General features: G+C 64.0%; 26 protein-coding genes, 1 tRNA gene and 1 pseudogene. 12 read left to right on the top strand and 16 right to left on the bottom strand.

What is annotated here, in order from left to right; translation table 11 throughout:
- Window positions 1–1,284, bottom strand: coding sequence for an MFS transporter (locus AC04SI_RS05920; RefSeq protein ID WP_404278652.1), 1,284 nt, complete (start codon window positions 1,282–1,284; stop codon window positions 1–3).
- 78 nt (window positions 1,285–1,362) lie between these two features.
- On the opposite strand from AC04SI_RS05920, the gene AC04SI_RS05915 reads away from it, so the two are divergent.
- Window positions 1,363–1,980, top strand: a complete 618-nt coding sequence (locus AC04SI_RS05915) for a TetR/AcrR family transcriptional regulator (protein ID WP_404278650.1) — start codon at window positions 1,363–1,365, stop codon at window positions 1,978–1,980.
- Window positions 1,981–2,023: 43 nt separating this feature from the next.
- A complete protein-coding gene (locus tag AC04SI_RS05910) occupies window positions 2,024–2,614 on the top strand; it encodes a hypothetical protein (protein ID WP_404278648.1) in 591 nt (196 codons plus the stop codon).
- Between the two features lie 270 nt (window positions 2,615–2,884).
- Here the strand turns inward: AC04SI_RS05910 and ppa are convergent, their stop codons facing one another.
- The 6 genes from ppa to AC04SI_RS05880 all read right to left on the bottom strand — a co-directional run bounded on the left by ppa (window position 2,885) and on the right by AC04SI_RS05880 (window position 7,315).
- Entirely contained in the window at window positions 2,885–3,418 is a 534-nt protein-coding gene (ppa, locus tag AC04SI_RS05905) for an inorganic diphosphatase (protein ID WP_404278646.1), read from the bottom strand.
- A 99-nt stretch (window positions 3,419–3,517) separates the two neighbouring features.
- Window positions 3,518–4,024 (bottom strand): GNAT family N-acetyltransferase, encoded by a 507-nt coding sequence (locus AC04SI_RS05900; protein ID WP_192181929.1) that lies wholly within the window; start codon window positions 4,022–4,024, stop codon window positions 3,518–3,520.
- Between the two features lie 113 nt (window positions 4,025–4,137).
- Window positions 4,138–4,776, bottom strand: a complete 639-nt coding sequence (locus AC04SI_RS05895; protein ID WP_404278643.1) for a TPM domain-containing protein — start codon at window positions 4,774–4,776, stop codon at window positions 4,138–4,140.
- A 6-nt stretch (window positions 4,777–4,782) separates the two neighbouring features.
- Window positions 4,783–5,664 (bottom strand): TPM domain-containing protein, encoded by an 882-nt coding sequence (locus AC04SI_RS05890; RefSeq protein WP_488474004.1) that lies wholly within the window; start codon window positions 5,662–5,664, stop codon window positions 4,783–4,785.
- A gap of 4 nt (window positions 5,665–5,668) precedes the next feature.
- The gene (locus tag AC04SI_RS05885; RefSeq protein ID WP_404278639.1) at window positions 5,669–6,475 is read right to left on the bottom strand and encodes a TPM domain-containing protein; all 807 of its coding nucleotides are present in this window, start codon (window positions 6,473–6,475) and stop codon (window positions 5,669–5,671) included.
- Window positions 6,476–6,676: 201 nt separating this feature from the next.
- Complete coding sequence (locus AC04SI_RS05880; RefSeq protein WP_404278637.1) at window positions 6,677–7,315, bottom strand: LemA family protein; 639 nt, start codon at window positions 7,313–7,315, stop codon at window positions 6,677–6,679.
- Window positions 7,316–7,479: 164 nt separating this feature from the next.
- Here AC04SI_RS05880 and AC04SI_RS05875 point away from each other — a divergent pair, with 164 nt between their 5' ends.
- The 6 genes from AC04SI_RS05875 to AC04SI_RS05850 all read left to right on the top strand — a co-directional run bounded on the left by AC04SI_RS05875 (window position 7,480) and on the right by AC04SI_RS05850 (window position 12,818).
- Window positions 7,480–7,725 carry a hypothetical protein gene (locus tag AC04SI_RS05875; protein ID WP_404278635.1) on the top strand — a complete coding sequence of 82 codons (246 nt, stop codon included), beginning with the start codon at window positions 7,480–7,482 and terminating at the stop codon, window positions 7,723–7,725.
- A gap of 12 nt (window positions 7,726–7,737) precedes the next feature.
- Window positions 7,738–8,619 (top strand): pyridoxal kinase PdxY, encoded by an 882-nt coding sequence (gene pdxY, locus AC04SI_RS05870; RefSeq protein WP_404278633.1) that lies wholly within the window; start codon window positions 7,738–7,740, stop codon window positions 8,617–8,619.
- Window positions 8,616–9,371, top strand: a complete 756-nt coding sequence (locus AC04SI_RS05865; protein ID WP_404278631.1) for a DUF429 domain-containing protein — start codon at window positions 8,616–8,618, stop codon at window positions 9,369–9,371. Before pdxY ends, AC04SI_RS05865 begins: the two co-directional genes overlap by 4 nt.
- 149 nt (window positions 9,372–9,520) lie before the next feature.
- Window positions 9,521–10,165 (top strand): carbonic anhydrase, encoded by a 645-nt coding sequence (locus AC04SI_RS05860; RefSeq protein ID WP_404278629.1) that lies wholly within the window; start codon window positions 9,521–9,523, stop codon window positions 10,163–10,165.
- 85 nt (window positions 10,166–10,250) lie between these two features.
- Complete coding sequence (locus AC04SI_RS05855) at window positions 10,251–10,664, top strand: nuclear transport factor 2 family protein (protein WP_404278627.1); 414 nt, start codon at window positions 10,251–10,253, stop codon at window positions 10,662–10,664.
- A gap of 99 nt (window positions 10,665–10,763) precedes the next feature.
- Entirely contained in the window at window positions 10,764–12,818 is a 2,055-nt protein-coding gene (locus AC04SI_RS05850) for a M3 family metallopeptidase (RefSeq protein WP_488474003.1), read from the top strand.
- A gap of 157 nt (window positions 12,819–12,975) precedes the next feature.
- Here the strand turns inward: AC04SI_RS05850 and AC04SI_RS05845 are convergent, their stop codons facing one another.
- From AC04SI_RS05845 to AC04SI_RS05830, 4 genes and pseudogenes are all read right to left on the bottom strand, one after another.
- On the bottom strand, window positions 12,976–14,499 hold the full coding sequence (locus tag AC04SI_RS05845; RefSeq protein WP_404278623.1) for a M81 family metallopeptidase: 1,524 nt from the start codon (window positions 14,497–14,499) through the stop codon (window positions 12,976–12,978).
- A gap of 23 nt (window positions 14,500–14,522) precedes the next feature.
- The gene (locus tag AC04SI_RS05840; protein ID WP_192181918.1) at window positions 14,523–15,350 is read right to left on the bottom strand and encodes a carbohydrate ABC transporter permease; all 828 of its coding nucleotides are present in this window, start codon (window positions 15,348–15,350) and stop codon (window positions 14,523–14,525) included.
- Window positions 15,347–16,215: pseudogene (locus AC04SI_RS05835) on the bottom strand (carbohydrate ABC transporter permease). The gene AC04SI_RS05840 and the pseudogene AC04SI_RS05835 overlap by 4 nt, the downstream one beginning before the upstream one ends.
- A gap of 75 nt (window positions 16,216–16,290) precedes the next feature.
- Window positions 16,291–17,526, bottom strand: coding sequence for an ABC transporter substrate-binding protein (locus tag AC04SI_RS05830; RefSeq protein ID WP_404278618.1), 1,236 nt, complete (start codon window positions 17,524–17,526; stop codon window positions 16,291–16,293).
- Window positions 17,527–17,775: 249 nt separating this feature from the next.
- Here AC04SI_RS05830 and AC04SI_RS05825 point away from each other — a divergent pair, with 249 nt between their 5' ends.
- From AC04SI_RS05825 to AC04SI_RS05815, 3 genes are read left to right on the top strand one after another with little or no spacing between them, the layout of a single operon-like run.
- Entirely contained in the window at window positions 17,776–18,474 is a 699-nt protein-coding gene (locus tag AC04SI_RS05825; protein WP_404278775.1) for an SDR family NAD(P)-dependent oxidoreductase, read from the top strand.
- Window positions 18,475–18,476: 2 nt separating this feature from the next.
- Window positions 18,477–19,544 (top strand): ABC transporter ATP-binding protein, encoded by a 1,068-nt coding sequence (locus tag AC04SI_RS05820; RefSeq protein ID WP_404278616.1) that lies wholly within the window; start codon window positions 18,477–18,479, stop codon window positions 19,542–19,544.
- Between the two features lie 10 nt (window positions 19,545–19,554).
- Window positions 19,555–20,436, top strand: coding sequence for a MurR/RpiR family transcriptional regulator (locus tag AC04SI_RS05815; RefSeq protein WP_404278614.1), 882 nt, complete (start codon window positions 19,555–19,557; stop codon window positions 20,434–20,436).
- 267 nt (window positions 20,437–20,703) lie between these two features.
- Here the strand turns inward: AC04SI_RS05815 and AC04SI_RS05810 are convergent, their stop codons facing one another.
- Together AC04SI_RS05810 and AC04SI_RS05805 are read right to left on the bottom strand one after the other, a co-directional pair.
- A complete protein-coding gene (locus AC04SI_RS05810) occupies window positions 20,704–21,018 on the bottom strand; it encodes a DUF167 family protein (RefSeq protein ID WP_488474002.1) in 315 nt (104 codons plus the stop codon).
- A 12-nt stretch (window positions 21,019–21,030) separates the two neighbouring features.
- Window positions 21,031–21,321, bottom strand: a complete 291-nt coding sequence (locus AC04SI_RS05805; RefSeq protein ID WP_006201184.1) for a YggT family protein — start codon at window positions 21,319–21,321, stop codon at window positions 21,031–21,033.
- Between the two features lie 160 nt (window positions 21,322–21,481).
- Here AC04SI_RS05805 and AC04SI_RS05800 point away from each other — a divergent pair.
- Window positions 21,482–21,557, top strand: a tRNA-Ala gene (locus AC04SI_RS05800).
- A gap of 48 nt (window positions 21,558–21,605) precedes the next feature.
- On the opposite strand, the gene AC04SI_RS05795 is transcribed toward AC04SI_RS05800, so the two are convergent.
- From AC04SI_RS05795 to AC04SI_RS05785, 3 genes are all read right to left on the bottom strand, one after another.
- Window positions 21,606–21,761 (bottom strand): hypothetical protein, encoded by a 156-nt coding sequence (locus tag AC04SI_RS05795; RefSeq protein ID WP_404278610.1) that lies wholly within the window; start codon window positions 21,759–21,761, stop codon window positions 21,606–21,608.
- A gap of 420 nt (window positions 21,762–22,181) precedes the next feature.
- Window positions 22,182–23,576 carry a multicopper oxidase family protein gene (locus AC04SI_RS05790; protein WP_404278607.1) on the bottom strand — a complete coding sequence of 465 codons (1,395 nt, stop codon included), beginning with the start codon at window positions 23,574–23,576 and terminating at the stop codon, window positions 22,182–22,184.
- A 164-nt stretch (window positions 23,577–23,740) separates the two neighbouring features.
- Window positions 23,741–24,181, bottom strand: a complete 441-nt coding sequence (locus AC04SI_RS05785; protein WP_488474001.1) for a hypothetical protein — start codon at window positions 24,179–24,181, stop codon at window positions 23,741–23,743.
- Between the last annotated feature and the right edge of the window lie 39 nt (window positions 24,182–24,220).

Raw genomic sequence — 24,220 nt, 5'->3', positions numbered from 1 at the left:
TTAGGCCGCCTGCGGCTCCGGATCGAAGGCCGGCCTGCTGGTGTTGATCAGCAGCGAAAGACAGGCCGCGGCAATCGCGGTCATGCCAGCGATCATGAAGGCGAGTTCGTAATTGCCTTGCAGTTCGCGCATGGTGCCGCCGAAGAAGGCGGCGCTGGCTGCACCGACCTGGTGCCCGGCGACGATCCAACCGAACACGATCGGGCCGCTGCGGTCGCCGAACGCCTCGTTGGCGAGCCTGAGCGTCGGCGGCACGGTGGCGATCCAGTCCAGGCCATAGAGCACGGCGAAGATGATCAGGCTGGTCGCCGAGAAGCCGGAATAGGGCAGGTAGATCAGCGACAGGCCGCGGATGGCATAGTAGACGCCGAGCAGCTTGCGTGGATCGAAGCGGTCGGTGAGCCAGCCCGACAGCGTCGTGCCGATCAGGTCGAAGATACCCATCATCGACAGCAGGCCGGCGGCCTGCACCTCGCCGATGCCCATGTCGCCGCAGAAAGCGATCAGATGCGTGCCGACCAGCCCGTTGGTGGTGAAGCCGCAGACGAAGAAGGTGGCGAACAAATACCAGAACACACGCGTGCCGGCGGCACGCCGCAGCGTGCCCAGCGTATGCGCGAGGAAATTGCCCTGCGATGCCGGCGATGTCGGCGGCACGTCGTCGGCCTCCGCGCCAAAGCGCACCATGCCGATCGAGGCCGGACGCTCCGGCACCAGCAGCCAGACCAGCGGCACCAGAGCGGCGGTGGCGATCGCGATGGCGATGGCGACCGGCTTCCAACCGCCCGACTGGGCGAGCGCAGCCAGCAGCGGCAGGAATACCAGCAGGCCGGTGGCGCTGGAGGCCGACATCAGCCCCATCACCAGGCCGCGATTGGTCTTGAACCAGCGATTGACGATGGTGGCGCCGAGCACAGTGGCGACCGCACCCGACCCGATGCCGGAAAACACGCCCCAGGTGATCAGCAGATGCCACGGCTTGGTCATCAGCAGGCTGAGCGCCGTCGAGCCCGACATGATCAGCAGCGCGGCGAGCAGCGTGCGGCGCAGGCCGATGCGCTCCATCAGAGCCGCGGCAAACGGCCCGGTCAGGCCGTAGAGGAAGATGCCAATGGCCGCTGCCAGCGAAACGACATCGCGCCGCCAGCCAAAACTCTCTTCCAGCGGCAGCATCATGACCGAGGGCGCCGAGCGCAGCCCGGCCGCGATCAGCAGGCAGAGGAAGATGACGCCGACCACGACGAAAGCGTAGCGCTGGCCAAACGGATGGGATTGAGCTATCATGTTACTGACCGGTACGTTGCAATTGGATGGCAATACCCATACGTACCGGTCAGTAACATTGTCAAGCGAGTCTTTTGCATGCCATCGGACAATAAAATTGAACCGTCCATCAAGGACCCTCACGCGTCGGTCCTGCCGAGAGCCGGCGAGAAGATCCTCGACGTGGCCCGCGACCTCTTCTACCGGCAAGGCATCAGGGCGATCGGCGTCGACGAGATCGTCAAGCGCGCCGGCGTCACCAAGCCAAGTCTCTACCGCAGCTTTCCGTCCAAGGACGAATTGGCCGCATCCTACCTGCGACAATACGACCTTGAGTTCTGGGAGCGCTTCGACGAGGCGGTGGCCGCCCATCCCGGCGACCCGCGCGCGCAGATCAACGCTTTCCTCACCCGCGTCGGCAAGCGCACGCAAAGACCCGACTATCGCGGCTGCGGTATGACCAATGCGGCGATCGAATATCCCGAGCACGGCCACCCGGCCCGCGTGGTGAGCGAGGCCAACAAGCAGGAACTACGCCGCCGCCTGCGCGCCATGGCGAGGGCCATGGGCGCCGCCGACGCCGACACGCTCGGCGACGGACTGCTGCTCCTGATCGAGGGCGCCTATATCAGCGGCCAGCTGTTCGGGTTAGGCGGACCGGCGCAGTCGGTGGCGCGCAACGCGGACCTGCTGATCGAAGCCAGCTTGAAGAAATAGCGTTTGACGATACGCTGCGGCAGCTCGAAACGGAGTTGTCCGCATGCGCTTTCTTCTGATCCCGCTTGCTCTCGCCGGTCTCTGCCAGGCGGCCCACGCCGACGGCATATCCAGCGCCTACACCGACCTCGACTGGAAGAAGGATTGCGTCACCTATGCGAAAGCCGAGGAAGGCGAAGGCGACTGGGCCAATCTCGCCTGCTCGGGCTATCGCGGCTATCCGGTGCTGGTCGCCTATGACGACGCCCGCGAGTCGCTTTACTACGGCTTCCCGTCCGACGACATGACCGCGGTCTGGGAGAGCTTTTCCGGCTTCAACTCGGCCGGTCCCAAGATCGAATGGCGCATCGAGACCAAGGGCGACATCGCCATCCCCTTCGCCGTCATCCACCGTCGTTCGATCAGCAATCCCGAGGACGAGAACAAGCCGGCCGAGGTGCTCGTCGTGGCCAAGGTCGCGCAGCCGGAGGCCCATGACGGCTGCACCGTCGGACTGGTGCTGGCCACCGGCAACCCGCAAGCCAACGACCAAGCACGCAAGCTGGCCGACGACAAGGCAAGGAGCTTTGCCTGCGGCAAGGACAAGCGCGTTGTGATCGGCGACGCGCCCGATTTCGGCCGGGTGGATAATTAAAGCGAGTTGCGCTTAAGACGCCTTGCGGAGCAAGTTGATCGCATATCGTCGGTCCGCGCCGCCCCTCATTGCCCTGCCGGGCATTTCTCCCCGTATAGTGACGGGGAGAAAGACGCTGCGGTCACGGATTTCGCCAATCGTCAGCGCTGCAGAAAGTGCACCAAGGCTGCGGACATCCCCTTCTCCCCGTCACTATACGGGGAGAAGGTGCCGGCAGGCGGATGAGGGGCAGCGCCGCGCTTAGCGCCTGCTCGCAACCTCGAACGTCGACTACTTGCTCGCCTTCGCCCGCTCGATCGCCTCGACGATCATCTTCTTGGCATATTTCGAATCGTGCCAGCCTTCGATCTTGACCCATTTGCCGGGTTCGAGATCCTTGTAGTGCTCGAAGAAGTGCTGCACCTGCTGGCGCGTGATGTCGGGCAGCTGCGTGTACTCGGTGACGTTCTCGTAGCGCAGCGTCAGCTTGGGCGACGGCACGGCGATGATCTTCTCGTCCTGGCCAGCATTGTCTTCCATGATCAGCACGCCGATCGGCCGCACATTGATGACGCAGCCCGGCACCAGCGCGCGCGTGTTGCAGACCAGCACGTCGATCGGGTCGCCGTCGCCCGACAGCGTGTGCGGCACGAAGCCGTAATTGCCGGGATAGCGCATCGAGGTGTGCAGGAAGCGGTCGACGAACAGCGTGCCGGCCTCCTTGTCCATCTCGTACTTGATCGGCTCGCCGCCGATCGGCACCTCGATGATGACGTTGAGGTCTTCCGGCGGGTTCTTTCCGGTGGCTATCGCTTCGATACGCATGGTTTTCCCTCTCTCGATTTCCGAGATCGATAGCGGGCGACGCGGCATGGTGCAATGCGGCGAATGGTGCTCAGGACCTGGCGGCAGGCTTTCAGGCCGTCATTCCCAGACGAAAGCGACCTTCTTCAGCGCCTTCTGTTCGAAGATCTCGACGCCTTCGGCGACATCGCGGCCGCCGGCGCCGGCATAGAAGGAGAGAGCGTTTTGGTTGTCCTCCAGCGCCCACACCACCATGCCTTTCAGGCCGTGGTCGGCGAGACGCGCGCGTGCCGCCTTGAACAGCCGGCTGCCGAGCCCGATGCCCTGGTATTCCGGGCGCAGGTAAAGCTCGTAGATCTCGCCCTGCTGCCTGAGTTCGCGGGCGCGGTTCTTGCCGATCGTGGCATAGCCGGCGATCTTGCCGCCGATTTCGACCACCAGCACGGTGGCGGCGCGGCGGATGGCGTTCGCCCACCAGTCGGGGCCGCGCCGGTTGATCATCGATGTCAGCGTGCGGTGCGGGATGATGCCGGAATAGGCGCCGCGCCAGGCCTCCTGGTGCACGTCGGCGATGGCGCCGGCGTCGCGCGGCTCGGCTTTCCTGATGTCGATGGTCAGCGTGTTCATAATTGCTTAACCATAAACCCGCATCGGCCGATTGCAAAGAGTCCGGTCGCCGGCTGCAACGCTTTCGCACAGACGATCGGCAGGCAAAAGCCGCGGTTGAGCTGACTGAAGAGTTAGATTTCGACCAGGTGGTCGTCCAACTCGTTGCCGTCGCCGGCCGTGACCGGAAAATGCTCGGCCAGCACCGCGCCGACTGATTCGATCGCCTTGACGAAACCGTCGGCGAGCCGGTCGTCGCCGGCATGCCGGGTGAGGTCGCCCACCACGTCATCCCAGACATGCTGGCCGACCTTGGCGTCGATGCCGCTGTCGGCGATCACTTCGGCATAGCGCTCGGCGATCGAGACGAAGACAAGCACGCCGGTGCGCGCCGTGGTGCGGTGGACGTTGCGGGCAAGGAACTGCTTGATCGCGTTGGCATGCGCCGCCTGGTAGCGCAGTCGCCGCGGCACGAGATGGATGCGCAAGCCGGGCAGCGCCCACAGCAGGACAAGCACCGAGGCCAGCGCCAGCAGCTGGTCGAAGACGAAATGCGGCAGGCGGATCGACAGCCACCAGACCTCCAGCCCGTAGGCGACGGCGAGACTGACGATCAGCATCGCCAGTGTCGCCATGAAGGCGGCCGGAAAGAAATAGCCGTCGCTGGCCTGCGCCACGACGCAATAGATCTCGCCGTCGGTCTTGGTCTCGGCGGCGCGGATCGCCTCGGCGATGCGGTCATGGTCCAGCGGGCTGATCGGTCGTGTTGCCATCTCGTCTCACCAGCTCCCTGAAGACCCGCCGCCGCCGGACGAGCCGCCGCCACCTGAAAATCCGCCACCGCCGCTGCTCGAGCCGGAAGACCAGCCGCCGCCGGAACTGCCCGACGACCAGCCGCTGCCGGATGAGGATCCCGTCACCCAGCCACTGCCGGAAGACGAAGAGCCATAGCGGAAGGTCATGCCGAGCCATTTATACACGCCCGGCGACAGCTTCGTGCCAAAGATCGGCGGCAGGAAGGCCATCGCCATGCCGCCGAAGAACATCGTCGCCCACAGGATGAGGAACAGCGCGACGATTGGGTCGATGGGCGAGCTGTCGTCAGCCGGATTGCGCTTGCCGCGCGCCTCGAGCTCCTCCGGATTGCCTTCCAGCACCATGATCATGTCGTCGACGGCTTTGGAAATGCCGCCGGAGAAATTGCCGGCGCGGAAGGCCGGCACCATGTCGTTTTCAATGATCAGCTTGGTGTGCAGGTCGGTCAGCGTGCCTTCCAGCCCATAGCCGACCTCGATGCGCATCTTGCGGTCGTTCTTGGCCACCAGCAGCAGCACGCCATTGTTCTCGCCGCCCTGGCCGAGCTTCCAGAAGCGGAACAGTCGGTTGGCGTAGGGTTCGATCTCCTCGCCGTCGAGGCTGGGGATCGTCGCGACGACGATCTGCTCCGAACCTTTCGTCTCGAAATCCGCGAGCTTCTGCGTCAACGCCGCCTTGGTCGCGGCATCGATGATGCCGGCATTGTCGACGACCCGCCCGGTTAGCGCCGGCAACTCCGCGGCGAAAGCCGTGAAGCCGAGGAACAGCAGCAGCGCCAGGGCCAGCAGGGCGGCATCGATCCGCGTGGCGACAGAGCCGGATGTTGCGAGGGCGCGTCCCGTCATGCCGTCACCAGCTTCCCGAGGAGCCGCCGCCGCCGGACGAGCCGCCGCCACCGGAAAAACCGCCGCCGCTTGACCCCGACGACCAGCCGCCGCCGGAACTTCTCGAGCCGCTGGACGAGCGCCGGCTGGGTTCGAAGGTCATGCCCAGCCAGCGATAGCGGCCGGGTCCGATCTTCTGCCCGAAGATCGGCGGCAGGATCGAGGCGGCTAGGCTGCCGACCAGGATGGTGATCCAGATGGCGATGAAAATTGTGAAGAACAGGTCGTCGGAATTGAACGGTGCCTGCTGGTTGCGCTCGCCGCGGGCTTCCAGTTCCTCCGGATTGCCTTCCAGCACCATGATCATGTCGTCGACGGCTTTGCTGATGCCGCCGGAGAAATCGCCGGCGCGAAAGGCCGGCACCATGTCGTTTTCGATGATCAGCTTGGTGTGCAGGTCGGTCAGCGTGCCTTCCAGCCCATAGCCGACCTCGATGCGCATCTTGCGGTCGTTCGGCGCCACCAGCAGCAGGACGCCGTTGTTCTCCTTGGCCTGGCCGAGCTTCCAGAAGCGGAACAGGCGGTTGGCGTAGGGCTCGATCTCCTCGCCGTCGAGGCTGGGGATCGTCGCCACAACAATCTGGTCGGAGCCTTTTTTCTCGAAATCGGCGAGCTTCTGCGTCAGCACCGCCTTGGTCGCGGCATCGATGATGCCGGCATTGTCGACGACGCGACCGGTGAGGGCGGGAAGATCGGCGGCGAAGGCGGCGAGGGGGAAGAAAAGGAAGCTTAGAATGATCGCCAGAAACGTCAGAGTGGCGTTCCGTCCCACCCCCCTCTGTCCTGCCGGCCATCTCCCCCTTGAGGGGGGTGAGGAGTGCTCCGCGCAGCGGACGGGAAGCCAATTGCTTGGCTTTCCGAACGACGAACGCCCGGAGCGATAGCGGAGGGCTGGGTCCGGCAGGACAGAGGGGGGTGTGGACACGCCTGCGGTCCGTCTCGTCGCAAGTATTGGATTTGCCGGCTTCGCCGTTCACCCGCCCTGTTTCGTCCCGAAATCGACCTTGGGCGTCTGCAGCTTGTCTTCCTCGATGGTGAAGTTCGCGAACGGCTCGTTGCTCCGGAACCAGAAGGTTGCCCACAGCACCGACGGGAAGGTCCTCAGCGTCAAATTGTAGTCCCTGACCGCCTGGATATAGTCGCGCCGCGCCACCGCGATGCGGTTCTCGGTGCCTTCGAGCTGCGCCTGCAGCGCCAGGAAATTCTGGTTGGCCTTGAGGTCGGGATAGTTCTCCACCACCGCGAGCAGCCTGGACAGCGCGCTGGTCAGGCTGGACTGGCTGTCCTGGAATTTCTTGAAAGCTTCCGGGTCCTTCAATGTTTCCGGCGTCACCGTCACCTGCGTCGCCTTGGCGCGCGCCTCGACCACCGCGTCGAGCGTATCCTTCTCATGCGCCGCATAGCCCTTGACCGTCTCGACCAGGTTGGGGATCAGGTCGGCGCGGCGTTGGTACTGGTTCAGCACCTCGCTCCAGGCCGCCTTGGCATTCTCCTCCGCCGTCGGAATGGTGTTGTAGCCGCAGCCGGCAAGCAGCGGCAGCACGATCGCCATCATCAGGAAGGCCGGCAGCTTGCGGGCAATGGAGGGTGAAGTGAGGCGCTGGGCAAACATGATTTGGATCCCTCGTCGGAAGTTGCACGCGAAGCATTACCACAATCTGCGCGCAAGAAAATGACCTCGGCCCGGACGCCTCCGCTGGCATCTCCGCGTCCGGCACGAGGCCCTGTGAATGGCCTCGCGAACAGGCTAAGGTCCCGGCAAAACAGGATATTGCCATGGCGCAGCGCCAGGACAGCGACACCGAATCGCGCCGCATTCTCGAGCGTGTGGAACACGAAACCGCGCCTGGCGGCACCTCGTTCGTCGCGCGGACCGCGAAGAGCGCGAGCGACCACGTCACGGCCGCGGATGCCGACCGCGCGGACCCTATCGAAGTTTGGGGCACCCGCATCGGCCGGGGACTGGGGCTCATCATTGCAATCGGCCTGTTGGCCTGGCTCGTGTATTTCGCCACCCGTTAGGAATCAGGATCAATGAACGAAAAAAACGACGCGCCGCGTGCGGTCATCGTCATTTCCAGCCATGTCGCCCGCGGCTCGGTCGGCAACCGCGCCGCCGTCTTCGCACTGGAGACGCTCGGCTTTCCGGTATGGGCGGTGCCGACCATCGTGCTGCCCTGGCACCCCGGCCATGGCCGCGCCACCCGCATCGTGCCGCCGCTCGACCAGTTCAAGGCGCTGATGGCCGATCTCGAGCGCGCGCCCTGGCTGGGTGAGGTCGGCGCAGTGCTGTCGGGCTATCTCGGCGAGGCCGGCCAGGCCGAAGCCGTCGCCTCGCTGGTCGCCGCGGTCAAGGACAGGACGCCGGATGCCGTCTATATCTGCGATCCGGTAATGGGCGATTCGGGCGGGCTCTATGTGCCTGAAGCGACGGCGATCGCCTTACGCGACCGGCTGATGCCGATCGCCGACATTGCCACCCCCAATCGCTACGAGCTGGAATGGATGGCCGGCGCGCCGCTGCCCGACCTCAAATCGGTGATCGCGGCCGCCCTTCACGCGGGGCCTGGGACCATGCTGGTCACCTCGGCGCCGTCGATGATGGCTGGCGGTACCGGAAATCTGCTGCTCGACGCCAGACAGGCGCTGCTCGCCGAGCACCGCCTCATCGACAAACCGCCCAACGGGCTGGGCGACCTGACAGCGGCTGTCTATCTGGCGCGCATCCTCTCCGGCCAGCCGGCGATCAAGGCGCTGCAGTCGACCACGGCGGCGGTCTACGAGATTCTGGCGCGCACGGCCAAGCGCGGCGGCGACGAGTTGCAGCTCGAGACCGACGCCCAGAGCCTGTCGCACCCGATGGCAATGGTGCAGCTTCGCCACCTCCTGCACCCGGGGCGGGACAAAAGGGCGTGACTCTTGTTGGCGTCGACGGCTGCAAGGCCGGCTGGATCGCCGTCCGCCGCGATCCGGGCGCTTGGCCGTCGGTCTCGGTCTTTCCAACCTTCGCGATGCTGGTCGACGCATTGCCCGCCGATGCCGTGGTCGCCGTCGACATGCCGATCGGCCTGCCGGATCATTCGCAAAAAGGCGGACGCGGGCCGGAAGCGCTGGTGCGGCCGCTGCTCGGGCAGCGCCAATCCAGCGTCTTCGCCATTCCATCGCGCGCCGCCCTTTACACAGACACGGATGACTTCACCACGGTCGAAGCCTGGTATGTCGCGCATCGCCGCGCCAGCGAAGTGGCCAAGACGACCTCCGATCCGCCACGCGGCGTCTCGATCCAGGCTTTTGGCATCTTCGCCAAGATCCGCGAGATCGACTCACTTCTGATCTCCCGGCCGGAGCTGCGCGGTCGCATCTTCGAATCACATCCGGAAGTCGCCTTCTGCAGGCTGAACGACGGTCAGGCCATGTCGCTGCCGAAGAAGATCAAGGGTATGGTCAACCCCGCCGGCATGGCAGAGCGCAAGGCGCTGCTGTGCCGGCATGGCTATGAGAAGGACTTCCTCGACGGGGCGCCGCCGAAGGGCGCGGCCGCCGACGATTTCCTCGACGCAGCAGTGATGATGCTGATCGCCGGCCGCATCGCCAGCGGCGAGGCACGGCCGTTCCCGGACCCGCCGCTGACCGACCGTTTCGGCATTCCCGTCGCCATCTGGGCGTGAAGCGACGCCTGAGCTATGCGCGCCGCATCGCGTTTTGCGACGAAACCATCCGCAATTCGGCATTGCTCGCGACGGGCTTTTGCCGTTAGAGCCATTCCAAACTGAAACGTGCCGCCGCATCCAACCCGGAAAGGGTCCAGACGCCGCCCATGCCTCACCTCCCTGAACACTTGCTCGCCGGCTACCGCAATTTCATGAAGGGCCGCTACCTTGCCGAAAGCGGACGCTACCGCTCGCTCGCCCGCGAGGGCCAGGCGCCGGAAACCATGATCGTCGCCTGTTGCGACTCGCGCTCGGCGCCCGAGGCGATCTTCGACGCCGGGCCGGGCGAGCTGTTCGTGCTGCGCAATGTCGGCAATCTGGTGCCGCCCTATGCGCCGGACGGCCAGTTCCACTCGACCTCGGCGGCGCTCGAGTTCGCCGTGCAGAGCCTCAAGGTGAAAAACATCGTGGTGATGGGGCACGGCCGCTGTGGAGGCATCCGCGCCGCACTCGACACCAACTCCGCGCCACTGTCGCCTGGCGACTTCATCGGCAAATGGATGAGCCTGATCGCGCCGGCGGCCGAAACCGTGTCGTCCAGCACCTTCATGACGGCGACGGAGCGCCAAACCGCGCTGGAGCGCATCTCGATCCGCTATTCGATCGCCAATCTCAGGACCTTTCCTTGCGTCTCCATCCTTGAAGGCAAGGGCCGGCTGTCGCTGCACGGCGCCTGGTTCGACATCTCGACCGGCGAGCTTTGGGTGATGAACAAGGAGACCGGCGATTTCGAACGGCCGGAGATGGCATAGACCATGATCCCGGAACCGAAGGTCCGCGTCAGCGAAAAGCGGGACCGGTTTTCGGATAGGATCATGGTCAAACATGGAGGTGGCAATGCGGAATTGGCGTGCGATCACTTTCGTCGTGGCGGCACTGATGCCGACGCTCACCGCTGCTCGCGCCGATGACGGTGCGATCATCGACCGCTGGTATTCGGCGTTGCTTGTCGCCGACCGCACCGAATTGTCGGACCTGCTAGCCGACGACGTGCGCATCAAGCTCGAAGACCTCGGCGTCGTGCAGAACAAGCAGGAGTTCATCGCCTCGATCGATAACTGGCAAGGTGCTGTCGCCGGTGCGGCGATCCGGCATCGCATCGCCAAGAGCGAAGGCGGTGTCACCACGGTGATCGCCTGCTACGACTTCCCCAACAACGACATGCTGATGCAGGAGACGTTCTCCGTCACCGACAGCCGCATCACCGCCAGTTCGCAGGCCGCGATCGCGGAAAGCTGCGACGGTTACTGACGAAAACCTGACTGGCCGCGATGTTGCGCGCAACAGGCCCGCGCCCTACATCGGTGGCGATCCCGCCCTGCCTTGCCGCCAACAGCCGAAAGATCATCCATGCCATCCACCAAAGATGTCGACCTCGCCGCCCATCCGCTGACCGCATGGCAAGGGCCGCTTGGCCTGCCCGACTTCTCCCGCATCGGCGACAGTGATTTTTCCGGAGTGTTCGACGCGGCGCTGAAGGCGCATGAAGCCGAGATCGAGGCGATATCAGGCAACGCAGACGCGCCGACGGTTCACAACACGCTGGCCGCGCTCGAACTTGCAGGCGAGCCGCTCGACCATGTCTCGTCGATCTTCTGGTGCCGGGCCGGCGCCCACACCAACGAGGCGATCCAGGCGCTGGAGCGCGACATTTCGCCGAAGATGTCGAGGCATTTCTCGGCGATCTCGATGAACGAGAAATTGTTTGCCCGCATCGACGACCTCTACCAACGGCGTGAATCCCTGAAGCTCGACTCCGAAACGCTGCGCGTGTTGGAAAAGACCTGGAAAGGCTTCGTCCGCTCCGGCGCGAAACTTGACGCCGATGGCAAGAAGCGGCTGGCCAGGATCAATGAGGAATTGTCCTCACTCGGCACCCGCTTCGGCCAGAACGTGCTGGCCGACGAGCGCGACTGGGCGCTGTTCCTCGACGAGGCCGACCTTGCCGGTCTGCCCGACTTCCTCAAGAGCGCCATGGCCGAGGCTGCCGAGATGCGCGGCCAGAAAGGCCGCTACGCCGTCACGCTGTCGCGGTCGATCTACGAGCCGTTCACCACCTTCTCCGAACGGCGCGACCTGCGCGAGACCGCCTTCCGCGCCTTCACCATGCGCGGCCAGAATGGCGGCGCCAGCGACAACACGAATGTCGTTCGGGATATGTTGAAGCTGCGCGCCGAGAAGGCAAAACTGCTCGGCTACGGCTCGTTCGCGGCGCTGAAGCTCGACGACACCATGGCCAAGACGCCGAAGGCGGTGCACGCGCTGCTCGATCCCGTCTGGGAAAAGGCGCTGGAGAAGGCCGCCAACGACCAGACCGAACTGCAGCGGCTGGCGACCGCGGCCGGCAGCAACGAACAATTCGCCGCCTGGGACTGGCGCTTCTACCAGGAGAAACTGCGCGCCGAGAAATTCGCCTTCGACGAGGCCGAGCTGAAACCGTATCTGCAGCTCGAGCGCGTCATCGACGCCTGCTTCGACGTGGCGGCAAAACTGTTCGGCATCACTTTCGAGGAAAGGAAAGGCATCGCCGCCTGGCATCCTGATGCCCGAGTCTTTGTGGTGAAGAACGCCGACGGCAGCGAGCGCGGCATCTTCCTCGCCGACTATTTCGCCCGGCCTTCGAAGCGCTCCGGTGCCTGGATGAGCGCGCTGAAATCCGGCTACAAGCTCGGCGATGGCTCGAAGCCGGTGATCTACAACATAATGAACTTCGCCAAGCCGCCGGCCGGCGAGGCAGCGCTTCTGTCGGTCGACGAGGCAAAGACGCTGTTCCACGAATTCGGCCATGCACTGCACGGCATGCTGACCGACGTCACCTGGCCTTCGGTGTCGGGCACTTCGGTGAGCCGCGATTTCGTCGAACTGCCTTCGCAGCTCTACGAGCATTGGCTGACGGTGCCGGCGGTGCTGGAAAAGCACGCGCTGCACGTCAAGACCGGCAAACCGATGCCGAAGGCGCTGCTCGACAAGATGCTGGCGGCGCGCACTTTTGGCGCCGGCTTCGCTACGGTCGAATTCACGGCCTCGGCGCTCATCGACATGGCCTATCACGCGCGCCCGGATGCACCGGAACAGCCGCTTCGTTTCGAGACCGAAACGCTGGACAAGCTCGATATGCCCGACACCATCGCGATGCGCCACCGCACCCCGCATTTCGGCCACGTCTTTTCCGGTGACGGCTATTCAGCCGGCTACTATTCCTACATGTGGTCGGAAGTGCTCGATGCCGATGCCTTCGCTGCCTTCGAGGAGACCGGCGACCCCTTCAACCCGGCGCTGGCCGAGCGGCTGAGGAAGAACATCTACGCCGCCGGCGGCTCAAAGGACCCGGAAGAACTCTACACCGCCTTCCGCGGCAAGATGCCGTCGCCGGAGGCGATGATGGTGAAGCGGGGGCTGGTGTAAATTAGCCAATCTCCCCCTCGTGGGGGAGATGGCCGGCAGGCCAGAGGGGGGCGCTGTCCCTCCGGCCTCTCAATTGATGGCTTTTTGCGCCGACGGGCTTGCTATCGCCGGTTCGCAGGGTGATGAAGGGTTGGCGATCCTTCGCGCCCCCTCTGCCCTACCGGGCATCTCCCCCACGAGGGGGGAGATCGGCAGCCTCGCCGGCCGCCCCCTTCCACGGATCAGCCACCCGCGGCCACACCGGCCGCGTCAGCTTCGTGTAGTTGGTGACCGCCGGATTGCTGGGATACGAACTCGGCGCCGAGACGTAGATGATCTCGGCGGCGATCGGGGCGAAGCCGGCGTAGAAGTGATTGGTCGATTTCACCAATAACAGGTCCTTGCTGAGTGGATTGACGCCGAGATTGGAGAAAATATCGGGTTCGAAGGTCTGTGTGCGGTTGGTATTGAGGATGATATCGACTTCGGTGCCTTCGATGCGGACCAGCGCTGTCGATCCGAGCGTCACCCGGCTCGGCCCAAAACTCTGCCACCCTTCCGTGACCGCTCTCAGCACGCGCACCCGCGCGTCGATCGGCTCGCCCGCCAGCGGGCCGGCCTTGCCACCAAAACGCAGATCGATGACGGCGCCCTCGCCCGCGGCTTGACAGAACGTCACCGCGATCGGATCCCAGATCGTCGCCACGCCGACATTGCTGACGCCACGCTCCAGCATGGCGCGCAGCACGATGGTGCCGTCGCCGGCGACGCCGCCGCCAGGATTGTCCCAGATGTCGGCGATGACCACTGGCTTGTTCGTGTTTTCCTTCCGCACGGCCAGCGCCCGCTCGATGCCGTCGGAAGCACTCAGCATCGTCATTGCCGTCTTTTCGCGCATCGCATAGAGCTCGCGTCCCAGGCTTTCCGCCAGCGCATCGCCCTTGGCCTTGTCATTGTCGGTGACGACCAGGATGCGCGTGCCCATTTCCGGAACGTCGGCGGCCATGAAGCCGTGGATGACGGAGGCCGACAGCACGCCGTCCTTGCCATGCAGCGCCTTGATGCGGTCGACGAAGGAACGCATCGGCTCGCGGCTGGTCGGCAGCACCTGGATCATGCGGCAGTCGAAGGTCGAGATCAAAGGCTTGATCTCGCCGCGCGCCGCGGCCAGCCCTAGTTCGACGACATGTTCGCCACGCTCGTAGAAGTCGGTGTGCGGGAACTCGAGGAAGTAGGCCATGATATCCGACGCCGCCACGCGCTTCGGCGTCAGATGGCTGTGCGGGTCGAACTCCGAGGCAATCACCACCTGCGGACCGACGATTGCACGCACGCGTTCGAGCAGGTCGCCTTCGCAGTCGTCATAGCCTTGCGCCACCATCGCGCCATGCAGGCCGAGGATCACCGCATCGACCGGCAGCGCCGCCTTCAGCTGATCGAGGATCTCGTCGCGCAGCGCCTCGAAAGTCTGCCGCTGCACCAGGCCGCCGGGCTCCGCCCATGTGGCGGTGCCTTCGATCACGGTCAGCCCTTCGCTGGCCGCACGCCGCCGCAAGGCGACGATCGGCGACGAGCACAAAGTCGGCGTTTCCGGGTGCTTGCCTGGCCCGGCATAGAAGGCCATCTCGAACGAGGCCCGGTCGGTCGGCACCGGCGAGAAAGTGTTGGTTTCCGTCGCCAGCGAGGCGGTGAAGATGCGCATGAAAGCTCCGTGGAAAGTGAAGGCTATTTGACGGCCCCGAGCGCCAGGCCCCGGACGAGGTAGCGCTGCAGCCAGATGAACAGGATCGCCACCGGCAGGGTGGCGAGCAGCGTGGCGGCCATGACATGGTGCCATTCGATCGTGTAGCGGCCGGCGACCAGCGAGAAGACCTGGATCGGCAGCGTGTAGCTTTCCTGGCTGCGCAGCATGGTGAGCGCGACGACGAACTCGTTCCAGGCATTGATGAAGGTGAAGATGGCCGTCACCGCGATCGCCGGCAGGCAGAGCGGCAGGAACACCTTGCGCAGCGTCAGCCAGCGGCCGGCTCCCTCCATCCATGCGGCCTCTTCGAGATCGCGCGGGATGGTGTCGAAATAGCTCTGCAGCATCCACACGGTGAAGGCTACGTTGAAGGCCATGTAGATGAAGCCGAGCGCGGTGGTTGATTCGACCAGGCCCCAGGCGGCCATCAGCCGGAACAGGCCAAGCACCAGCACGATCGGCGAGATCATCTGCGACACCAGCAGGAACTGGCGGAAGGCACCGTAGCCGGCAAAACGAAAGCGCGACATCGCATAGGCCGCCGGCACCGAGATCAATATGGCGCCGACGGTGGCGATCACCGAGACATAGAGCGAATTGGCCAGCGCCTGGCCGAAACCGGTCGCCACCCACATGTCGGCAAAATTCGACCAGCGGAATTCGCTCGGCCACCAGGTCGGCGACAGCACCTCCTGTCGCGGCTTGACCGCGGTCAAAAACATCACCGCGAAGGGAAAGATCGTCACCACGATCAGCGGCGAAAGCAGCAGCCATGCGATGATCGAACGCTTCAGCTTGCCGTTCCTCATGCGCGTTGCTCCCGCATCGCCAGCCGCACATAGATCATGGTGAAGACGAGCAATATGGCGAACATCACCAGCGACACGGCTGACGCCTCGCCGAGTTTGCGATGCGGAAGGCGAGCTTGTAGAGGTGGGTGACCAATATGTCGGTCGAGTTGGCCGGTCCGCCCTGCGTCATCACCCAGATGATCGGGAAGGAATTGAAGACGTAGATGGTGTTGAGCACGATGGCGATGTTGATGAACGGTTTTAAGAGCGGAAAGGTGATCTCGCGGAACAGCTGCAGCGGTGTCGCGCCTTCGAGTGCGGCGGCCTCGTAGAGGTCGTCGGGGATCGACGACAGGCCGCCGAGGAAGATCGTCGTCGTGAACGGCACCGTCACCAATATGCCGATCAGCACCTGCATCGGGAACGCCGTCTCGGCGCTCGCCAGCCACTGGATGTTCTGGTCGATCAGGCCGAGCCCGATCAGCGCCGAATTGAGCATGCCGCTTTCGCCATTGAGCGCCCAGCGCCAGACCACCGCCGTCATGGTCAGCGACACCGCCCAGGGCAGCATGATGATGACGCGGGCGATGCCTCGACCATAAAAGTCGGTGTTGAGGATGATCGCCACCGGGATGGACAACAGCAGCGCGCCACCGACGACCAGCACCGTCCACACACCTGTGCGCCAGAGCGCGGCAACGAAGTCGGGATCGGCAGTGAGCGCCCAGAAATTGGTCAGGCCGCTGAAGTCGCGCAACTGGCCGAAGCGGCTGACATCGTGGGTCGAGATCTGGATCAGGTCCCAGACCGGCCAGAAGATGACGACGGCCGCCAGGAACAGGCTGGGCAAGGTCAGGAGATAGGGCAAGAAGCGATTTTGCATCGGCTGACCTGAGGGCGTCGGGGGGTGGCGCGCCCCGACGGGTAGGGCGCGCCACGGGCGTCGGGAGTGAACGCCCTATTTCTTCAGCACCGCATTGGCCTTGTCCGCTGCCTCCTTCAAGGCAGCCTCCGGCTCCGCGCTGCCGAGATAGATCTTCTGCATGGCATCCGAAGTGATTTGGGCGATCTCCTCCCAGCCTGGGATGACCGGCGCGAAGCGGGCGTCGGGCAGCAGCGCCGTGAACGCCGCAAGGTCGGCATTGTTGACGTAGTAGTCCATTTTCGCTTCTTCCTTGTTCACCGGCAGGAAGCCTTCGCCTTGCGTGAACTTGGCGCGCTGCTCCGTGGTGAACAGGAAGTCGAGCAGCTTCCAGGCCTCATCCTTGTTCTTGGAGTTCTTGAACATGATGATGGAATCGGTGACGCCATAGGTGCCGCGCGCGCCGGTCGGCCCGGCGGGAATCGCCGCCACGCCATATTTCAGGTTCGGCGCCTCGTCCTTGACCTGGTTGGACAGGAAGGGCGCGGTGATCATCATGCCGACCTTGCCCTGCTTGAACAGGTTCTGCACGTCCTCGCGGTTGTTCGAGGTGACGCCAGGCTCGGTCAGGCCTTCGTCGATCATCGACTTGTAGAGCTTGGCGGCTTCGAGCGCGCCCGGTGTGCTCAGGCCCGAGGTGCCGTCCTTGTTGAGGATCTCCGTGCCCTGGGACCACATCGCATAGTAGTAGTAAACGTCGGTCTCGATCTCCTTGCCTTGCAGGCCGAAGCCGAACGTGCCGGAGCCGAGCGCCTTGATCTTGCGGGCGTCCTCCTGCAGTTCGGTCCAGGTCGCCGGCGGCTGGGCGATGCCGGCCTTCTCGAACAATTCCTTGTTGTAATACAGGGCGCGCGCCGAAGCCGCGATCGGCAGGCCGTAGGTTTTGCCCTCCATGATCGACGGCGACAGGAAAGTGTCGATGAAGCGGCCCTTGAAGTCGGGCGTGATGTAGCTGTCGAGCGGTTCGGCGACATCCTGCTGGACGAAATCGATCAACCAGCGCGTTCCGATGATCGACAGGTCGGCATTGGTGCCGGCGGTGATGTCGGTGGTCAGCTTCTGCAAGAGAACTTCCCATGGCACGATCTCGAACTTGACGGTGATGCCCGGGTTGGCCGCCTCGAAATCCTTCTTGACGCTTTCGAAATAGGGGCCGGTCTTGGCGCTGTATTCGGCAACGGTGACGCGCACCTCACCGGCATCTGCCTGCGCGCCAAGCGCCAGCATGCTCATTCCGGCCATCAGGCCGACAGTCCATTTCCTCAGACTCATCTGCTCTTTCCCTTTGAAGTGCGCCTGCGCGCTCCATGCTGTGAGGCAGCATAGGTTTATGTGACTTTCCTACATTATCCATCATTCTGCGCTTCGCAAGCAGATTAATCTGTTGCTAAATTACATTTCGGCGAATAGCCTCACAGCCCCAACCGGGATCAGGGAGGAGCGCGCGCGGTGGTTTCGAGAACCGAGTTCGAAGGCAAGACGGTCGTGGTGACGGGCGCCGGCGGCGGCCTCGGCTCGGCGATGGTGGCGCTGCTCAACGAGCGCGGCGCGCGGGTCGTCGGCTGCGATCGGTCGGACGAGGCCTTGGCCAGCCCGCACCTCGCCTCGCGCCACGTCTTCGACCTTCTCGACCGGGTCTCGCTGGAAGCCGCGATCGCTGCGATCCTCGACAAGGACGGCATTCCCGACATCCTCATCAACAATGCCGGCTGGACGCGCGCCGAGACGCTGCCGGCGTTGACCCCGGACAAGATCGAACACGAGCTAGACCTCAACCTGACCGGCGTGATGATGTTCGCCGACCCGCTGGTCAAGGCGATGGCCCGGCGCGGCTCGGGCAACGTCGTCTTCATCTCCTCGGTCAATGCCATCGCGCATTTCGGCAATCCGGCCTATGCCGCGGCCAAGGCCGGCATCAACGCCTATGCAAAGTCGATCGCGGTCGAACTCGGCCGCAGCGGCATACGCGCCAATGTCGTCTGCCCGGGATCGATCCGCACCGCGGCCTGGGATCATCGCCTGGCCAAGGACCCGGAAATCCTCGGCAGACTGCAGCGGCTCTATCCGCTCGGCCGCATCGTCAACGCCTCTGAAGTGGCTGAAGCCGTGGCCTTCCTTGCCTCCGACCGCGCATCGGGCGTAACAGGCGTGGTGATGCCGGTGGACGCCGGGCTGACCGCCGGCTGCCTGCCCTTCATCGACGACATTTTGGGAGCGTGACCATGACCGATGTCCAGTTTCGCAACCTGTCGAAATCGTTCGGGCACCACAAGATCCTCGAGGACATCAACCTCGAGATCAACAGCGGCGAGTTCGTCGTCCTGGTCGGCCCTTCCGGCTGCGGCAAGTCGACCTTGCTGCGCATGCTGGCCGGGCTGGAGCCAATCACGTCCGGCGATCTCATCATCGGCGGCCTGCGCGCCAACGACTTGCCGCCGCAGCAGCGCAACATCGCCATGGTCTTCCAGTCCTACGCGCTGTTCCCGCATCTGAAGGCGTCGGACAATATCGGCTTCGGCCCAAAAATCCGCGGCGAGACCCGCGCGGCGATCGACGACAAGGTCAAGAAGGCGTCCGGCATCCTCAACCTGTTCTCCTATCTCGACCGTTACCCCCGAGAATTGTCGGGCGGCCAGCGCCAGCGCGTCGCCATGGGCCGCGCCATCGTGCGCGAGCCTTCGGTGTTCTTGTTCGACGAGCCCTTGTCCAACCTCGACGCGCAATTGCGCGTGCAGATGCGCACCGAGATCAAGGCGCTGCACCAGCGGCTGAAATCGACGATCGTCTACGTCACCCACGACCAGATCGAGGCCATGACCATGGCCGACCGTATCGTGGTGATGAATCTCGGCCGGATCCAGCAGGTCGGGGCGCCGCTGGAACTCTATGACCGACCGGCCAACAAATTCGTCGCCAGCTTCATCGGTTCGCCCTCGATGAGCTTTGTTTCCGGCGCCCTCAAGGGGTCTGCGACAAAGGCCTGGTTCGAGACATCAGGTGGCGGCCGCCTGGCGCTGGCCGGCAAGGCCGTGCCGGCGGGCAGCACTGTGGAAGCCGGCATCCGCCCCGAACATTTCGTCGTCGGCGGCGCCGACGATGCGATGGCCATCGATGTCGACGTGGTTGAGCCGACCGGCGCCGAAACCCATGTCTACGGCGCGATAGGTCCCGACACGGTGCGGGCCGTGTTCCGCGACCGGCTGCAGATCCGGCCCGGCGACCGCTTGCCGGTCTCAGTCGATCCCGCCAACATCCATCTGTTCGACAAGACGACGGGCCTGCCCCTGTGAGAACTCCGATATGAAGACGCCGGCCGACATCATCACGCGGCTGCAGCTGATGTCGCAGGACGGCACCAAGTCGGACCGCCGGCTGGCCGGCCTCGTGCTCTCCGATCTCGACTTCGCCTCCAAGGCGGCGATTTCGGAGATCGCCGCGCGCGTCGGCGTCAGCGAGCCGACGGTAACCCGCTTCTGCCGCAACCTCGGCTGCGAAGGCTTGCGCGACTTCAAATTCTATCTGGCGCAGGCCATCGCCATTGGCGCCCAGTATTTGTCGCCGGAACCGCTGAACCGCGACGTTCGCGAGCAGCGCATCGCCTCGGCCATCACCGAGGCGGCGATATCGGCCATGCAGCGCGCCAGCGAGAACCTCGACATGAAGGCGCTGGTCGGCGTCGCAGCGCGCATCGCCAGTTCGGGCAATGTGCTGTGCATCGGTTCCGGCGGCATTTCCTCGATGATGGCGACCGAGATGCAGAACCGGTTGTTCCGGCTCGGCCTGTCGGCACTGGCGCAGGTCGACGGCCAGCTGCAGCGCATGTACGCGGCGGTCGCCACGCCCGAGACGACTGTGGTTGCCTTCTCGGTGTCGGGCTACGCGCGTTCGGTCATCGAGGCCGTGCAGGTCGCGCAGCAATATGGCGCCGTCACCGTCGCCATCACCGCACCGGATTCGGCGCTGTCCAAGGCAGCCGACACGGTGATCCATTTCCAGCCGCTCGAGGACGGCAACATCTACAAGCCGACATCCTCGCGCTACGCGCTGATGGCGATCGTCGACATGATCGCCACGTCGGTTGCCGAAACGCGCGGACCGAAAGTCCTGGAAAACCTGCGCCGCATCAAGCAGAGCGTCAACACGCTGAAGGTCGATGACCCGCGTTTGCCGCTGGGCGATTGAGAGACCTTTTGTTCCCCGCTTCTATGGGGGGCCAAATGAGTTTGTTTCGCCGCAAAATGCGCCAATCCAGGAACGTCGGCGCTGCCCCTCATCCACCTGCCGGCACCTTCTCCCCGTGAACGGGGAGAAGCCCGCTGACCGCGACCTTGGCGTCCATTCTGCAACGCTGGTAGTTGGCGAAACCATCTGTGACGGCGTCTTTCTCCCCGTCACTATACGGGGAGAAATGCCTGGCAGGGCAATGAGGGGCAGCGCGATCCGACGCGACTAGTGGCCATCCAACGCCTCGATGCTTCTCGCAAGCACCGCAGGATCGCCAAGGACTCGCAGCGTCTTCAGCCGCGCCGCGCCGCCGGCAACCACCGACACAGCCGACGCCGGCACGCCCAGCGCCTTGGCGAGCAGCTTCTCAAGTGCCGCATTGGCGGCACCATTCTCCGGCACGGCGCGCACGCGAGCCTTCAAATGGCTGCGCCCGTCGGCAGCTGTCTCGATACCTTCGAGCCTGTCCAGCGCCGCCTTTGGCGTCAGCCGGACGAACAGGTCTACGCCGTCGTCACGCAGGCGAAACGGCGTAGCCATCGAATGGCTGGCTCAGACGACCAACGACAGTACGGTGGTGAGCAGGAACTGGCGGAGGAAGAAAATGAGCAACAGCAGAATGATCGGCGAGATGTCGATGCCGCCGAGATCCGGGATGAACCGGCGGATCGGCCGCAGCGCCGGCTCGGTCAGCCGATAGAGCGTGTTGCCGATGGTGCCGACGAACTGGTTGCGCGAGTTGACGACGTTGAAGGCGTAGAGCCAGGAAAAGATCGCCGAGGCGATGATGATCCACCAGTAGATGTCAAGCGCCATGACGATGGTTTGAATAAGGGCGATCATGCCGGTCTCCAATTGTTGCCGACATGTAGCCATTGCACGCCGAACCGGCAAGAGCCGGCTTCCGCCACATGCCGAACCAAAGTCTGAAACGAGGTCATTTGCGCAAAACGCCGCCTTGACAGGAAACCGCTGCCTTCGATAAATGCGCCATCCGTTGGACGGGGCTGTAGCTCAGCTGGGAGAGCGCGTCGTTCGCAATGACGAGGTCAGGAGTTCGATCCTCCTCAGCTCCACCATCGGATCAATCACCGAAATGAACCCACGACCATCGATCGGCTCGAATTTCAGATGGCGGCAAGATGTCTGCCGCCGAAATCCCTGAGCACCAGTCTCGCTGTCGCGTCGCCGACCCTTCTGGTCGAGTACGGAATGTCCCGATCGCGGCGGACGAAGCGCTCCCGGCGCCTGGCGAGATCGGGCACCGGTACGGGTTCGATCAAGTGCATGGTTCGTGCACGCCAATCTCGCGCCCCTCGCTGCAGAACGTCTGAACGCCGTGTGAGGTATGTCATAGTTTATTGCTGCGCGCAGGTATTATTGGCACGGTCACATGTTTCGCCATGTGGGAGAAAGTGATGCCTTATTCACCAAGCGATGTGCGTGCTTATCTGGATAGCTATGGCGGTCTTTTGGGAACCCGCGTTGAGATGGTTGAGACGGACAGCCAATGCTTTGTGCGGGTAATCGAGGACGAAGAGGAACGCACCTACTCATTCGAGCCGGGATCCTTCGCCCTGGCCTTCGCTGAGCGCCAGAGAGTGCGCCTTAAGCTGCCCGAAATCGCGCGCCCTTTAACGCAGCCCAGATATCGTGGCCCTGGCCGTGTCAATGCTAATTCCGGCGTATCGGACCAGGCGTCCTCAGGCCACCCGGACATAGCTCGTCATTCCCGATTTCTGGTGCTCGATGATGTGGCAGTGCAGTAGCCAGTCGCCTTGGTTGTCGGCGACGAAGCCGAGCTGAACCTTCTCGTTGGGCTGGATGAGATAGGTGTCGGAGATCATCGGCTGCACCGGGCGCGTCGAGGACGACAGCACCTTGAAGCTCATGCCGTGCAGATGGATCGGATGCGATTGCGGCGTCAGGTTTTCCATGTCGATGACATAGCTTTTGCCGAGCTTCAATTCGGCCAGCGGCGCGGTCGGATCGGACGTATCGCCTGGCCACGGCACCTTGTTGATCGCCCAGAAACTGTAGCCGAGCGAGCCGCAGATGCCGTCGCTCGGCACGTTTTCCGCCGTAGCACTGAGCGACAATGAAATGTGCTCGGCAGCGGCGAGATCGACTTGCTGGACCGGATTGATCTCCAGCGGTGCAAGGTCGCGAAGGTCGCGTTTGAGAGAAGTTCCAACGGCACGCAGCGTCGCCAGGATTTTGGGCTTGGTGCCCCTGACGTCTCCCAGGCTGACGACTGCCCCTTCATCGTCGGGCATGCGAATGGCGAGCTCCAGCCGCTGTCCGGGTCCGAGCTGCAAGGCATCGGGCGCAAAGCGCTGCGGCACCGGATTGCCGTCAAGCGCGATCACCGTCGCTTCGGCGCCCTCGACGCGAAAAGCATAGACACGCGTGACGTCGGTGATGGCGGCTCTGAGCCGCACCAACCCTCCGGCCGGCGCGTCAAATTGCGGCTGGTCGAGCCAGTTGGCGGTGCGCACCGTGCCGTAGGTGCCGGATCTTGCCGCATCGCGCGGCCGGAATTGGTCGATGAACTGGCCGTCGTCGCCGAGGCGCCAGTCGCGCAGATTGATCACCACCTCGGCATCGAATTTCGGATCGTTCGGGTTCTCCACGACGATCACGCCGGTCAGTCCGTGGCCCATCTGCTCAAGCGTGTTGCAGTGCGGATGATACCAGAAGGTGCCGGCATCGGGCGGCGTGAAGGCGTAGTCGAAATGATCGCCGGTATAGACGTAGGGCTGCACCAGGAACGGCACGCCGTCCATCTTGTTGGGAACGCGAATGCCATGCCAGTGGATCGTCGTCGGATCGTCGATGGCGTTGACCAGCCGGGCGGCGAAGGTCTCGCCTTTTTTCATCCTGATCACCGGCGGCATGCCGGCGTCGCCATAGGTCAGCACATTTTTGGTCTGGCCGACATCCATCAGCTTCGCCTGGATCCGGGCCGTCTTCAGCAGCACCGGCTCGGGCGTGGCCGCGGCCCAGCTGCCCCATTTGCCCACGGCAGAGAGCCCGACGCCACCAGCGCCGGCAATCGCGGCAGTTCTCAAGAGTTTGCGACGTGTGAGGACCGTCATATGCGCTCCAACTGAAAGGCCTCGAGGGCCGTGCACCCACATGGCATGAGCGTCGAACCGGCGCCAATACCGATACATGGGATCGCGGTGGCACCGTTTGACCTAAACTCATGAGGCCAATCAAGTCACAATCGCCTGACCGAAAGGGTTGGATATCGGCTCGCCTATCTGGAGACGGCCGTTGCCTTTTGATGGCGTTGGCGCGCATAGGCCACGCAGGCGTCCACAGTGCTGACGCAGAGTGCATCGCGGCTGTTCGGCAAATTGTTGTCGCCCGCATAGGCAACCTCGGCGACGCGGCCGTCGACCATGCGAATTTGCGTGTTGCAATAGCCGCCGGGTGCAACGTTGACCGACCCGCCGACTGCGGGGATCGCGCCCACGGCGAGCGTCGGAACAACGACGCTGAGATTGCCACGCTGCACGACACGCTGATAGGTCCAGATCCGGCCCGATCCGCCGGCGTCGGCGGTAGCGGTGGGAAAGCCGGCGCACATGCGGACGTCGGCCTCGCTGAGACCGACCATCTCCTTGCGCGCCGCTGCGGTTGTCGCGTCTACCTTGGCGAGACCTGACGTATCGTCGGGGACCACGCAGGAAGACAAGATGCCGGCCGTGAGAACTGGAAGGGCAAGCGTTCGGAT

The sequence above is a fragment of the Mesorhizobium sp. CNPSo 4689 genome, assembly GCF_057784325.1.
The sequence above is the reverse complement of the archived record's forward strand: the minus strand, read 5'-3'. Positions and strand labels throughout refer to the sequence as shown.